General features: G+C 25.2%; 16 protein-coding genes. 8 read left to right on the top strand and 8 right to left on the bottom strand.

The window, feature by feature from the left end; translation table 4 throughout:
- Nucleotides 1-216: 216 nt before the first annotated feature.
- Entirely contained in the window at nt 217-1,167 is a 951-nt protein-coding gene (locus AACL05_RS02585; RefSeq protein WP_338960236.1) for an IS30 family transposase, read from the bottom strand.
- Nucleotides 1,168-1,449: 282 nt separating this feature from the next.
- On the opposite strand from AACL05_RS02585, the gene AACL05_RS02580 reads away from it, so the two are divergent.
- Both AACL05_RS02580 and AACL05_RS02575 read left to right on the top strand, forming a co-directional pair.
- The gene (locus tag AACL05_RS02580; RefSeq protein ID WP_338986198.1) at nt 1,450-1,848 is read left to right on the top strand and encodes a hypothetical protein; all 399 of its coding nucleotides are present in this window, start codon (nt 1,450-1,452) and stop codon (nt 1,846-1,848) included.
- A gap of 642 nt (nt 1,849-2,490) precedes the next feature.
- Complete coding sequence (locus tag AACL05_RS02575) at nt 2,491-3,210, top strand: hypothetical protein (RefSeq protein WP_338962355.1); 720 nt, start codon at nt 2,491-2,493, stop codon at nt 3,208-3,210.
- Between the two features lie 97 nt (nt 3,211-3,307).
- On the opposite strand, the gene AACL05_RS02570 is transcribed toward AACL05_RS02575, so the two are convergent.
- The 4 genes from AACL05_RS02570 to AACL05_RS02555 form a co-directional block, all read right to left on the bottom strand.
- Complete coding sequence (locus AACL05_RS02570; protein WP_338962354.1) at nt 3,308-3,763, bottom strand: DxFTY motif-containing membrane protein; 456 nt, start codon at nt 3,761-3,763, stop codon at nt 3,308-3,310.
- Between the two features lie 140 nt (nt 3,764-3,903).
- Nucleotides 3,904-4,176, bottom strand: a complete 273-nt coding sequence (locus AACL05_RS02565) for a hypothetical protein (RefSeq protein WP_338986197.1) — start codon at nt 4,174-4,176, stop codon at nt 3,904-3,906.
- Between the two features lie 625 nt (nt 4,177-4,801).
- Nucleotides 4,802-5,251 (bottom strand): hypothetical protein, encoded by a 450-nt coding sequence (locus AACL05_RS02560; RefSeq protein WP_338962348.1) that lies wholly within the window; start codon nt 5,249-5,251, stop codon nt 4,802-4,804.
- Nucleotides 5,252-5,354: 103 nt separating this feature from the next.
- Nucleotides 5,355-5,603 carry a hypothetical protein gene (locus tag AACL05_RS02555; RefSeq protein ID WP_338962346.1) on the bottom strand — a complete coding sequence of 83 codons (249 nt, stop codon included), beginning with the start codon at nt 5,601-5,603 and terminating at the stop codon, nt 5,355-5,357.
- Nucleotides 5,604-5,613: 10 nt separating this feature from the next.
- Between AACL05_RS02555 and AACL05_RS02550 the strand changes: the two genes are divergently transcribed.
- Nucleotides 5,614-5,766 (top strand): hypothetical protein, encoded by a 153-nt coding sequence (locus tag AACL05_RS02550; protein WP_338962343.1) that lies wholly within the window; start codon nt 5,614-5,616, stop codon nt 5,764-5,766.
- A gap of 183 nt (nt 5,767-5,949) precedes the next feature.
- Here the strand turns inward: AACL05_RS02550 and AACL05_RS02545 are convergent, their stop codons facing one another.
- Entirely contained in the window at nt 5,950-6,123 is a 174-nt protein-coding gene (locus AACL05_RS02545; protein WP_338962341.1) for a hypothetical protein, read from the bottom strand.
- Between the two features lie 327 nt (nt 6,124-6,450).
- Here AACL05_RS02545 and AACL05_RS02540 point away from each other — a divergent pair, with 327 nt between their 5' ends.
- The 5 genes from AACL05_RS02540 to AACL05_RS02520 all read left to right on the top strand — a co-directional run bounded on the left by AACL05_RS02540 (nt 6,451) and on the right by AACL05_RS02520 (nt 13,347).
- Entirely contained in the window at nt 6,451-8,592 is a 2,142-nt protein-coding gene (locus AACL05_RS02540; RefSeq protein WP_338962339.1) for an ATP-dependent Clp protease ATP-binding subunit, read from the top strand.
- An 83-nt stretch (nt 8,593-8,675) separates the two neighbouring features.
- Nucleotides 8,676-9,689: a heat-inducible transcriptional repressor HrcA gene (gene hrcA, locus AACL05_RS02535; RefSeq protein ID WP_338962338.1), complete on the top strand. Its 1,014-nt coding sequence runs from the start codon at nt 8,676-8,678 to the stop codon at nt 9,687-9,689.
- 15 nt (nt 9,690-9,704) lie between these two features.
- Nucleotides 9,705-10,349, top strand: a complete 645-nt coding sequence (locus AACL05_RS02530; protein ID WP_338962336.1) for a nucleotide exchange factor GrpE — start codon at nt 9,705-9,707, stop codon at nt 10,347-10,349.
- A 14-nt stretch (nt 10,350-10,363) separates the two neighbouring features.
- On the top strand, nt 10,364-12,211 hold the full coding sequence (gene dnaK, locus AACL05_RS02525; protein ID WP_338962333.1) for a molecular chaperone DnaK: 1,848 nt from the start codon (nt 10,364-10,366) through the stop codon (nt 12,209-12,211).
- A 20-nt stretch (nt 12,212-12,231) separates the two neighbouring features.
- On the top strand, nt 12,232-13,347 hold the full coding sequence (locus AACL05_RS02520) for a DnaJ C-terminal domain-containing protein (RefSeq protein WP_338962331.1): 1,116 nt from the start codon (nt 12,232-12,234) through the stop codon (nt 13,345-13,347).
- A 53-nt stretch (nt 13,348-13,400) separates the two neighbouring features.
- Here AACL05_RS02520 and AACL05_RS02515 read toward each other — a convergent pair whose 3' ends face one another.
- Complete coding sequence (locus tag AACL05_RS02515) at nt 13,401-13,751, bottom strand: DUF1295 domain-containing protein (protein ID WP_338962328.1); 351 nt, start codon at nt 13,749-13,751, stop codon at nt 13,401-13,403.
- Between the two features lie 22 nt (nt 13,752-13,773).
- Entirely contained in the window at nt 13,774-14,175 is a 402-nt protein-coding gene (locus AACL05_RS02510; protein WP_338962325.1) for a DUF1295 domain-containing protein, read from the bottom strand.
- Between the last annotated feature and the right edge of the window lie 87 nt (nt 14,176-14,262).

The raw sequence follows: 14,262 nt of genomic DNA, 5'->3' as shown, positions 1-14,262 counted from the left end.
TTTATTAAAAGCAATACAAAATTTAGTAATTATACACATAATTTAAATATAAAAATTACTAAAAAAGAAAAATAAAAAAATATATCTTTAATATTTAATATTTAATGTAACTATAATTATATCTACACTAAATTATGTAATTAATATTTTTTTATAATTATTATTAGAATTATGATATTATTTTTCTAAACTGCTAAATTGTAAAGGTAAGTGCAACTAAATTATTTTTCTATCCAAATATTCGATTGGTGAAAGATAATTTAGTATTTTTCTTGGTCTTTGGTTTAAAGACAATATAAATTTATGAACTTCATTTTTATTAGTTTTTGAAAAAATAAATTTTTTAGGAAATTTTTCTCTAATTAAACCATTAGTATTTTCATTAGTACCTCTTTGTCAAGGTGAATATGGATTGGCAAAATAAATTTTTATATCTAAATTTTTTTCAAGTTGTTGTCAATTTGAAAATTCTTTGCCACGATCAAAAGTAATAGTTTTAACAATGTTTTTAGGAAGAATTGATAAATAATAACTAACATTTTTATTAATAACTTTAGTAGTTCTGTTTTTAACTAATATTGCTAAAGTAAATCGTGATACTCTTTCAACTAAAGTTATTAAACATGATTTGCTTTTACCTCGTGATGATACTATAGTATCTCCTTCTCAATGACCAAGTGTTATACGATCATTAACATTTATATCTCGTTCTTTAATTGATTTACCATTAAACTTGCCACGATTTTCTTTAGATTTTCGTTTTTTACCTTTTCTTCTTAAATTTTTACTAGTAACTTTATCAAGCATTCCAAAATAAATTCAAGTATAAATTGTTTTAAAACTAATAACTCACTCTTTATGAAAATTTTTAATTCTGCCATAAATTTGTTCAGGTGATCAACCTAATAGTAATTTTTGTTGTACATATTTTACTAAATTCTTATTTTTAAACTTATGAAAACTAATATGTGATTGTTTTCGATTTTCAGCTTTATTTTGTGCAATTAATGAAAAATAATGATTATTATCTTTATTTCTATTAATTTCTCGAATAATAGTACTAATACTTCGATTAAGATTTTTAGCTATTTCACTAATTTTAAATTTAAATTTCAATTGATTCTCAATATAAATCCTTTCATCTATGCCAAGATGTTTATAACTCATATAAAAACTCCTTACTTTTTTCTAAACTAAATTTAGCATTATGAAATTTTTATATGAGAATTTTTTGCAATTTTATTTACTTGCACTTACAAGTATAACTCAGCAACTTAATATAAGTTTTTAATTCATTACTTGTTAAAAAGTAAATGAGTTTTTTTATTTTTAGAAAGGAAGATAAAAAGAGATGACTAAAGATAAAAATATCATTAATGAAACAATTGATTATTTACCGTTGTTTGGTGCTGGATTAGGAGCAATTGACGGTCTTTCATGAACAATCCAGTGCCTGTTACCAACATTGCGATTGGTGCTGCAGCCGGAGGAATAGCAGGTTATCAAATTAAAAAAGCTGTAAAAAATAAAGATAAAAATAAAACTAAAGTTGGAACATCATTAATTTGTGGTGCTGGTGCTGGTGTATTAAATGCAGTATTAAATCCAGAAGCATCATTAATGAATACATTAGAAGCAACTGCTGGTGGTATTGTAATTGCTAAAGGTGGTAAATATATTGTTGATAAAGGCAGTAGTTATGTAAAATCTAGACCAGAATATCAAATATTGAAACAAGGATATAAAATTAATAAAAAAGTAAATAAGATTCAAGATTTTTCTTCAATAAAAAAAGAAGCAAATTCACTAAATTCACAAAAAAATCTTCAACAAATCAATATAAATTAAAACTAATGTAAACTGATCAATAGTAAATTAAAATATTAAAAAATTATTTAGGAATGAAAATAAAATTGATATTCAATTTAACTCATTCCTTTTTAAGTATTGAAATTCAAACAAAAAAACAATATAATAACACTTTGGAGTGGTGAAATATGAAAAGAAAATTAAGTTACAAAAAAATGCTAGCAACAGTTGGTGTATTAACTGTTGTATTACCAATGTCTTTAAGTATTGCATCATGTGCAATAAAAGAAAAACAAAAAAAATAATGATCAAAAAATAGTAAATGCAATTAATCAAACTAATTATTCACTTGATAATATTATAATTAATAGTACTATAGATGAATTAAAAACAAACATTAGTTCAGACTTTATTAAAAATTCATTAGATGAAATTAATCAAAAAAATTTTAATAATAATTTATTTTCATTAAATAAAATTATAAATGAAAAAAATGAAGAAATTAATAATAATGACTTTAAAAAAATAGGACTTATTAATGCAAAAATTAATTATAATTATGGAAAAATTAAAAATCAATTTGTTGATTTAAAAATCAGTGTAAAATATTCAGATAAACAAATTGTTGATGCTATTAATGAAACAAAATATACAAAAAAAGTTAATTTTCAAAGTTCAGTAATGGAATTAAATGATTCAATTAATGCTGAATTTATTAAAAATTCATTAATTTCTGAAATTAAAAATTCTTTTAAAAATAATTTATTTTCATTAAACAAAATTACTAATAATAAAGAAATTGATTTAAAAGATGAAGACTTCACAGTTAGTGGTTCTATTAATGCAAAAATTAATTATAATTATGATTCATTTAAAAATTTAACTACTAATCTAACAATTATCATAGGTGAAGGTCAAATTTCTAATAAATATGAATTAAATGATGGAAAAATAAATAAATTTCTTCAAATCTCAGATAGTATAATATTTGCTGCAACAGAAAACGGAAATATTTGAGAAATTGATTTAGAAACTAAAACCCATAAATTAAAATATGATTTTAAAAATAAAAATAATATTATTTTTGATATTAAAGCACTATCTGATACCGAATTAATATTAGCAACAGAAGACAAAATTTATCAGTATGATTTAATCAAAAATGAAATAACAGAAAAAATTAATTTGAAAGATGGTAAAATTTTTTCTTTATCAATAGAAGATTTAAATAACAAAATATATGCTACAACTGATAATAATAATGTTTATGAACTTGATTCAAGTTTTAGTCAAGTAAAAAACAAATATGAATTAAATGCTTCAGTATATTCATCATTAATAGTTGACAAAAAACTATTTGCTGGAACGATTACAAATGTATGAGAATTAGATATTGAATAATTTTTATATAGTAAATAAAAAACACATACTTAAGAAGGTGCGTAACATATATTACGCACCTTCTTTTCGTTTTATTTTTTTAGATTTATATCACTTATTATATCTTAATATATGATTTTTTTGTTTTTTTTCTTAATACTAATAATAAAATAATACTCGTTAAAAAAATACCAATAACAGCACCAGCGATTGAAATAATAAAACGTATTAAAATTTGTTGAGGAGTTAAAAAGTATCCTGACAAATAAAATAATGATAAAACAAAAGCAAATGGAATACTATATGTAAATTGATCTAATTGATGTAATTTTAACTTATATGTAATAAAGGTTATAATAAAAGTAAATATAATTAAACTTAAACTAGAAAGTACCATTATTCAAAAAGGCAATTTAAAAGTAAAAGTAAAATCAGTACTAGTAGTAAAAAAAAGAAAAATTCCTGGAATTAATACTTGTATTATTAAATAACCAACACTTAGAAAAAACTTAGTTCTTGGAAATGTATTTTCACTATTATTTTCAAAATTAACTTCTTGGTTTTTATTTTCCATACTTATCCTCTTCTATAATATAATTCTTTACAATTTTAACATGCTTTTATCAATAATTAAATAACATTTATATTTATTAAATAACACTTATTTTAATACAAAAATTTAAAATAAAAATAGTTTTCCACAATTTAATGAAATTAAAAATTACCTATCCTATAAATTAATTGATTTTTTTGATTTAATTTTTGTTTTATTTTGTAAATCGTATTAAAATTTATTGCGTGTTTTTGTGCTTCTTCTAAATCTTGTTTTTGTACTTTTTTCTTTTCATCAAATTTTTTTGCTGCTGCTTTTCCTTTTATAATAGCTACATGACTACCTTTAACAACTGCATAAGTAACACCACCAGCAACAGCAGTTCCTGCAACAATAATACCAGCAGGTGGAGATACAAAAAAAGATGTAACCAAAACAGCACCAGCACCAATAATAGTACCTCTAACAGCACCTTCAGGAATACCTTCATAACCCCCTTAACAAGTTCTTTAGTAGATGCAGAAATAATTTTTAATGTTTTTGCTGCTGTTGAATGTTTTGTTTTAAATTTTTTTCAGTATTTGTATTTTTTCTTAGTCATTTCTGGATGATAATTACTATCAACTAATATAAAATTAGTTTCATCTTTTTGTCTTTCATCTAAATCTGCAATTGCCTTTTCTACTTCTAATCAAGTCATTATTAACTTCTCCTTTTTTAAAAAAATAAAAAAACTCATTTACTTTTGAATAAGTAATGAATTTAAAACTTATATTAAGTTTTAAAAAAATAATATCATATTTTCTATATTTAGTATCGAAAATTTAATTATTTTTATCAATATTACATAAATTTTTATACTATCTATATGATTAAAATTTAATAAACTATATCTATAATGACTAGGCTTACTTCAATTAACCACTTACTTTTTAATTTTTATTCTTCTTAATATTGCTATAACTACTGGAATAGCAATAATAACTAATAAAAAAGTACTACCAATAATTATAATATTTCAATTATTAATTAAAGTTGTTGTCTTTGGTTTTATTTCTGCTAAAGCAAAAGGGTTATTTTTATATTAGTAGCTTCTTGTAAATACTGATTAAATTCAATACCAGATTGACTATTAGCAAAATTAGTAAAACCAGAAAACTTAGTTGATAAAGGATTAATATTATAAATATTTAAATATTGTCTTGAAGAATTATCAACTTTATCATTTACTATTCTTTGTAATAAATAAATAGTATGATCTTCAGATTGATATGTTTTTAATGGTTGATTTGAAATAGGTGTTACCTTTTCTTCTTGCGGAACAAGATTATCATCAACACGCTGATATGTTCATTTATCTTCACTAACATTAGCAGTAATAACAACTTCTGATTTAATTTGACTAAAAGCAATCATTTGTAAATTACTATTTTTTTCATCATTAATAAAATATTGATGAATTAATGAAGATTTATCTTCTTTTTCATTAATAACTTGAATGTCTGGCATAGAACTATTAATAGTAAGTGTTTCTTGTCTTAAAACAGTACTACCATCACTATCATTTCATTTAACATTATAATAGTGGGCTTATTTTTACTATAATCTTGGTTTAAAATAGCATAGTCAAAAGTTTTATTACTATTAGTTTTAACATTTTTTTTATTTCTCTGTTTTCATTATTAATAGAAATTTCTAATCCTGATTTTTTAAAAGGAGGATGCACATAAAAAACAAACATTTCATTACTAAAACTATCCTTAGTATTTGCAAATGGTCCAATTGGAAATATTTTAGCACGCGTTTCAAAATTAGATTTTTGAAAATTAGTAGTTGGTTGTAAATTATATGGAACTTCCATTAAAGTATTAATGTCACTTGCTTCATATATTGTTGCAAAAAGTCCTGCATCAATACTTTCTTTAATTGTTTGATGATATTGTAAAATTAAATTATTACTTTTTTCATTAAAAGTATGACCAAAAACACCTGCAGTAAGAAAACCTTCTGCATTTTTAAAATAACTACTATTATCATTAATAATATTTTTTAATTGACTATAACCTTGATCATTAATAATATCATTGGTTTCAATATTACTATGTGTTCAATCATTATTAATAATTTGATCATAACTATCAAAATTAACATTTAATGGTGTATTTTTAACATTATTATATAAATATTGTGAATCATTATTTCAAGATTTAAATACTATTAACTAAGTTACGATTTGATGACTTAACAGTAATATGAAAGCCGCTAACTTTACTATTACTAGTTTGATGATTTTTATTATTAAAACTAATACTTAATACTGAGGTTACTAATAAACTGCTAGCACTAAGTAATAAAATTAATTTTTGTTTAAATTGTTTCATAATATTTCCTTATAAATTTAATATTTAAAAGTTATTAAATTACTATTATTTATTTTTATCTAGCAATTATGTAATTAGTATATCAATTCTTTTAAAAATATGATATATATTATTTACATGAGAAATATATATTTAAGATCTAAAATACCTACAAGATCTATCACAAATATTAATATTATATTAAGTTTCTTTAATTGAAAATACTTATCCCTAAGTCAATTAAATATAAAATTAGCAGTTACTACTTGAAACTGCTAATTTTATTTGTTAGTATATTAATATGATTAGCAATCAAGTAATTATACTGCTAAAAAGAGGAGTGACATTATGCAATTAAATGAAATCCCTAACTATAGTAATGATCCTAAAATTCTTGATAAATTCGCTCGTAATCTAATTGTACAAGCTAAAACAGGAAAAATGGATCCTATTATTGGACGTGATGAAGATATTCGTAAAGTAGAAGAAATACTCTCACGAAAAACTAAAAACAACCCCGTCTTAATCGGTTTACCTGGTATTGGTAAAACTGCTATTATTGAAGGTTTAGCCCAACGTATTGTTCGTGGTGATGTTCCTAGTAACTTAAAAGATAAAATTATTTATGAACTAGATATGGGAGCACTAATTGCTGGCGCTAAATTCCAAGGTGAGTTTGAAGAACGATTAAAAGCGATTATTAACCAAATTAAAAATTCTAATGGAAAAATTATTTTATTTATTGATGAACTACATTTAATTGTTGGTGCTGGTAGAACACAAGGTTCAATGGATGCTTCTAATTTACTAAAACCAATGTTAGCGCGTGGTGAGCTACGTTGTATTGGTGCCACAACGCTTGACGAATATCGTCAATACATTGAAAAAGATGCAGCCCTTGAACGAAGATTTCGTAAGATGATTATTAAAGAACCAACAACAGAAGATACAACTGCTATCTTACGTGGTTTAAAAGAACGTTTTGAAGCTTATCATGGTGTAAAAATTCATGATAGTGCATTACGAGAAGCTGTTTATCTATCTAATAAATATATTAATGATCGTTACTTACCTGATAAAGCAATTGACTTAATTGATGAAGCTTGTGCTAGTATTAAAACTGAAATTGCTTCGGTTCCTAGTGATTTAGATGATATAAGAAGAAAAGTCTTACAATTAAAAATTGAACAAGCAGCCTTAAGCAAAGAAAAAGATGAAAACTCGCAAACAAGACTAATTGAAGTCGATAAACAATTAAAAACTAAAAAAAATACTTTACAACAATTAGAAGATAAATGAATCAAAGAAAAGTCAGCATTAGACCATATTACTAGTTTAAAAAATAAATTAGAAAATGCTAAATCAGAACTAGAATTGTATCAATTATCAGGTAATTTTACAAAAGCTGGTGAACTACAATATAGTATTATTCCCAACTTAGAAAAAGAACTTAAAGATAGTGAAAATATAAAAAAAGATAATCCTTTACTACGCGAAGATGTTACTAGTGAAGATATTGCAAAAGTTGTTGCAAAATGAACCGGCATTCCTGTTACTCGTTTATTAGCAACCGAAAAAGAAAAATTAATAAAATTACCCTTAACTTTAAATACAAGAATTAAAGGTCAAAGTAATGCCCTACAGTTGGTAAGTGATGCTTTAATTAGAGCTCGTGCTGGTATTAAAGGTCCCAATCGTCCAATTGGTTCATTTATTTTCTTGGGTCCAACCGGTGTTGGAAAAACTGAAGTTGCCAGAACCTTAGCTGATATTTTATTTGATAGCGAAAAAAATATGGTTCGTATTGATATGTCAGAATTTATGGAAAAACACGCAGTTAGCAAATTACTAGGTTCACCTCCTGGCTATGTTGGTTATGAAAATGGTGGACAATTAACCGAAAAAGTAAGAAGAAATCCTTACAGTATCATTCTTTTTGATGAAATCGAAAAAGCCCATCCTGAAGTATTAAATATTTTATTACAAATTCTTGATGAAGGTAGAATTACAGACAGTCACGGTCTCTTAATTGACTTTAAAAACACAATAATTATTATGACTTCAAATCTTGGTTCACAAGAACTATTAAGTGGTAAAGATAACAGCAAAGAACAAGCATTAAATATCTTAAAAAAATCATTTCGACCAGAATTTATTAATCGAATTGATGAAATTATTATCTTCAATCCATTAAGTAAAAAAGTAATAACAGAAATTATTATTAAAGAATTAGATACTTTATTATTACGATTAAGACAAGAAAAAAATTTACAATTATCTTATGAATCAGAAGTAGTTAATAAAATACTAAAAGATGCTTATGATGAAGAATATGGCGCACGACCGATTAAACGCTATATTCAACACTATATTGAAACTATTATCGCACAAGCTATTATTAAAGAAGAACTAATACCCCACAAACGAATGGTAATTACTATCAATAAAGATAATATGTTTATTCTCAGTAAAAAAATAAAATTCAATTAAGTCTTGATATTATTACACTCTCAGTTATAATTATATAAGTATTGGCATTCAATGTTAATGAATGCTAAAAAAGGTGGTGAACAATGTTAAGTAACAGACAATCACAAATTTTAAAAATCATTGTTGAAAAATATATTAAAACAGGATTACCAATTGGTAGCAAAACTATTTTAGAAAATAATAACAATATTAATTTTTCTAGTGCTACTATTCGTAATGAATGTGTTGAATTAGAAACATTAGGATTATTAGAAAAAGCACATAGTTCTAGTGGTCGTATTCCTTCAACAAAAGGTTATCGCTATTATGTTGATAATTTAATGAATATGGGTGAACACCAAGAACTAGAAATCTTGAAGAAAAAAATAGCAGAAGTATTTAATAACCGTAACTTAGTAATTACCGAAGTATTAAATAAAACTAGTAGTATTTTAAGTGAAATGACTAATTTGATTAGTATTGTTACTGGTCCTAATCTTAATGAAGATACTTTAAAGAAAATTGAATTAATACCGATTAGTAATGATAATGCTTTAACAATTTGTATTACTAGTAATGGTCATGTTCAAAACAAAATGTTTAATATTCAAGAAACATCATTAACCGATTTATCAATTGCTATTGATATTTTTAATACCAGATTAATTGGTACTAAAATTAGTGAAATTAGTGAGAAAGTAAATTTATTAAAACCAATTCTTGAACAACAAGTACAAAAATCAGAATATATTATTCAAGGATTTGTTAACACTTTAATTAATTTCTCACGACCACTATCAACAACACATGGTGTTCAATATATGTTAGAAAATCCTGAATTTAATGATATTAATAAGGTTAAAACAATTATTAAATTCATTGAATCACAATCACCATGAATGTATTTTGATGAATTAAATAATAATCAACTAGAAATTAAAATTGGTGAAGAACTGGGCAATGAAAATAACGATATGGCAATGATTACTACTACTTTTAAAGTTCATGATGGTGAACAAGGACAAATTGCAATTGTTGGACCAAAACGTTTAGAATATGAAAAACTAACCAAAATTCTAAATTGGATTAATCAAACATTGATTAAAAACTTTAAATAGAAATGAGATGATAAAATGACAAAAGCTAAAAAAGATAACATTGATAACGTATCAGCAACAGAAACTAAAGATACAACTATTTCAACTCCTGTTACTGAAACACCAGTAAGTGTCGAAGAAGAAAAAATATCATTAAATAAAGAAATCGAATTAGAAACAAAAATTAAAGAATTAACAACAGAACTTAATAAAATTAATTCACAGCAAAAGCAATTAATGCTAGCTACTAGATTAAATACGATTAAAGAATTAGAAATTCAAAATAAAGAACACATTAAATATGCTAACCAAAAAATTATTAAAGATTTAGTTCATACTTTATTAAATTTCCAACGAGCACTAAACTTTAAAACTGATAATGCAGCAGTTCAAAATTTCCTAGTTGGTTTTAAATTTATCTATGAAGAATTAATTAAAGCACTTGGTAAAGAAGGTTTAAAAGAAATTACTGCTAAAGTTGGAGATCAATTTAATTCTCACCAACATGAGGCAGTAGAAATTATTAATGATAATACAAACAATGCTTATCAAAATGTAAAAAATAATACTATTGTTGAAGTTATAGCTAATGGTTATGAATTGTATAATCGTGTCATTAGCACTACTAAAGTTAAAGTTTTTCAAACTAAAGAAGAAAAAACAGAAACAAAGAAAAATTAAGGAGTGAAAATATTATGTCTACAAATAAAACAACAAATAAAGAAATCATTTTAGGAATCGATCTAGGAACAACTAATTCATGTGTTGCCGTAATGGAAGGTGATAAGCCAAAAGTTATTGAAAATACCGAAGGTGGAAGAACAACACCATCAGTTGTTGCTTACAAAGATGGTCAAATTATAGTTGGTGAAGTTGCTAAACGTCAAGCTATTACTGATCCAGATAATACTGTTAGTTCAATTAAAAGAATTATGGGAACTAAAGAAACAGTTAAAGCCGCTACTAAAACACGTAAACCAGAAGAAGTGTCTGCAGAAATTTTACGTACTATTAAAACCTTTGCTGAATCAAAACTAGGTAAAAAAATATCAAAAGCAGTTATTACTGTTCCTGCTTACTTTAACAATGAACAACGTGAAGCTACTAAAAATGCAGGAATTATTGCGGGATTAAAAGTAGAAAGAATTATTAACGAACCAACTGCTGCTGCCATTGCTTATGGTTTAGATAAACAAGATAAAGATCACAAAATTTTAGTATTTGACTTAGGTGGTGGAACATTTGACGTTTCAGTTCTAGAATTAGCGGGTGGAACATTTGAAGTATTATCAACTAGTGGTGATAACAAACTTGGTGGTGATGACTTTGATGACTTAATTGTTCAACATTTAGTTAGTGAATTCAAAAAAAGTAATGGTGTTGACTTATCAAAAGATAAAATGGCAATGCAACGTTTAAAAGATGCTGCTGAAAAAGCGAAAAAAGACTTATCAGGAGTAGTACAAGCTGATATTTCATTACCGTTTATTTCAATGAATGCCTCAGGTCCATTACATTTAAATGAAAAATTAACACGTGCCAAATTTAATGAACTAACAAAATCACTAGTTGAAAGAACTATTGCTCCTGTTCGTGATGCCTTAAAAGAAGCTAAATTAAGCAAAAATGAAATTGATGAAGTTATTTTAGTTGGTGGTTCAACAAGAATCCCAGCTGTGCAAGAAGTTATTAAAAACGAAATTGGTAAAGAACCACATCGTGGTGTTAACCCTGATGAAGTAGTAGCTTTAGGTGCTGCTATTCAAGGAGGAGTATTATCGGGTGATGTTACTGACGTTTTACTATTAGATGTAACTCCTTTATCATTAGGTATTGAAACTTTAGGAGGAGTAATGACACCATTAATTTCTCGTAATACTACTGTTCCTACTAAAAAGTCACAAGTATTTTCAACTGCCGAAGACAATCAACCCGCTGTTGATATTAGTGTTTTACAAGGAGAACGTCCACTAGCTAAAGATAATCATTCACTAGGTCGTTTCCAATTAAGTGGTATCGAACCAGCACCAAGAGGTATTCCACAAATTGAAGTTACTTTTGATATAGATGTTAATGGTATTGTATCTGTTAGTGCTAAAGATCTAAAAACTAATAAAGAACAAAAAATTACTATCAGCAATAGTGGTACTTTAAGTAAAGACGAAATTGAAAAAATGGTACAAGATGCTGAAAAGAATCGTGAAAACGATGAAAAACATAAAGAAGAAATTGAATTATCTAATCAAGCACAAGCCTATATTTATGATATTGATAAAATGACTGCTGAAGTTACTAAATCAGCAAAAGAAGGTGAAGCAGAAAATCCACAAATTGCTGAAATGAAAAAACTACGTGATGACTTACAAAAATCACTAGATGAAAAAAAATATGATGATTTAAAAGAAAAACTAGAACAATTAAAACAAGCGTTTGCTGCTGCACAACAATTTATGAACCAACAAAAACAAGAACCAACAGATCATATTAAAAAAGATGATAATAAAAGTGATGATGTTATTGATGTTGACGCAACAACTAAATAAAATAATTAGAGGTGGACAAAATGGCAAGTAAAAAACGTGATTATTATGAAATTCTAGGAGTTTCACGTAATGCTACTCCAGATGAAATTAAGAAAGCGTTTCGTACGCTTGCAAAAAAATATCATCCTGATTCACCAAGTGGTGGTGATGAAGCTCGATTTAAAGAAATAAGCGAAGCTTATCAAGTTTTATCTGATACTAATGAAAGAGCAAAATATGATCAATTTGGTCATGATATGCCTGGAGTTGGCAGTTCTTCTGGTTTCGGTGGTTTCGGTGACTTTAGTTCAGCATTTGGTGACTTATTTGGTGACTTATTTGGTGGTAATAGAAGACAACAACAACAACGCTATAATGGTAAAACACCAGGTGATAATATCCTAACAAAAGTTGAAATTAGTTATCGTGATGTATTCTTTGGCAAAAAAATGACCATTAGTATTAACATTGATGTTGCTTGTAAGGATTGTAAAGAAACTGGTGCTAGAACTCCTAATGATATTAGTACATGTGATAAATGTAAAGGTAAAGGAGTTCTTGAATATGTTCAACAATCACCATTAGGTATGTTTAGACATCAAGGTGTTTGCAACCAATGTCAAGGACTTGGTAAAATTATTCGTCAAAAATGTTTAAAATGCAAAGGACATCGCTATTATATTGAAAATCAAAAATTAGAATTTGATATTCCTCGCAGTATTTTTGATGGTCAACAAATTAGAATTAAAGGTAAAGGTAAAATTGGTCATAATGGTGGCACTCAAGGCGATTTATTTGTTGGTATTAATATTAAGCGACACGCTTTCTTAGATCGTCAAGGTAGTGATATGTATATTAAATTACCAGTATCTTACTTAGATATTATTTTGGGAAATATTATTATGATTCCTACCTTTGAAGGAATAATTAAACATAAATTACCATTAGGACTACAATACGGTGACAAAATTACTTTAAAAAATCAAGGATTCTATTACCCTAATAGTAGTAAACGTGGTGATTTACATGTTATTCTTGATATACAAATGCCTAATAAAGTTACTAAAACAGAGCAAGAAAAATTATGAAATATTAATAACGAAACTAAATTTGATCCAAATGAAGATTTTGTTAATAGTGCAATAAAAAGAATTTAATAAATTAATTGGACCTTTTTTACCAATATAACACATTACACAACTAGTTTCATTTAAATATTTGAATAATCTTCATTAGAGTGGAACCTTTGTCATTGTTTTACTTCTCATATTGGTATGTCGGTAATATTAATTACTACAACATTAAAATACAACGGACTTAATAATCATAATAAATGATATAAATAATTTATATCACTATTAATATTTTTAAATAATAAATCACAAATAAACAATGCTGTCATCATATATCAAAACCCAATTTCTGCTAAATAATTAGGGTGACGACAATCTTTTCATAAACCATAATTAATAAAAAATAAATCATGTTTTTTCTTTAAGGAAAATCTAAACTTTTGTCAATCTGCAATTGTCTCAATAACTAAAAATAAAATAGCAAGCATAATAAAAATAAGTAAGTAATTATTAAATGTTACTATTAAAATAAACAATATCAAGACTTAATGCAAAAACCGTAGGAATACTAATCATAAAAACTGAAATTCCTTGTAAAATTGAAAAAATACTAAATTTTCAAAAATTAATAATAATTTTATCAAACCGATATTCAACCTTATGTTTAATAATTTTTAATAATAAAAAACTACTTAATCTTAGAACTCAAATATTATAAAGAACAAACAACGAAATTTGGACAGGACTAAAATTTTGCTTTCAAGCAACGATGATCACACTTAAACAAATAAAACTTAAACAATAAATAATTTCAGTTAAAATAGCAGTTTTAAAAATAAAAGCTATCATAAAGAAAATAAAATTAATAGTTAATGATATTAAAAATATTCAAAGTATAATATAAAAATCCATAATAAATACCCCTTAAATTATATTAAATATATTTCAATTATAACAACTAATGAAATAAGTTTAATAACTTAGATTTAAATTTTAATT

Origin of the sequence: Spiroplasma endosymbiont of Thecophora atra, from assembly GCF_964019735.1 — a bacterium.
Lineage (GTDB): Bacteria > Bacillota_I > Bacilli_A > Mycoplasmatales > VBWQ01 > Spiroplasma_E > Spiroplasma_E ixodetis_A.
The sequence above is the reverse complement of the archived record's forward strand: the minus strand, read 5'-3'. Positions and strand labels throughout refer to the sequence as shown.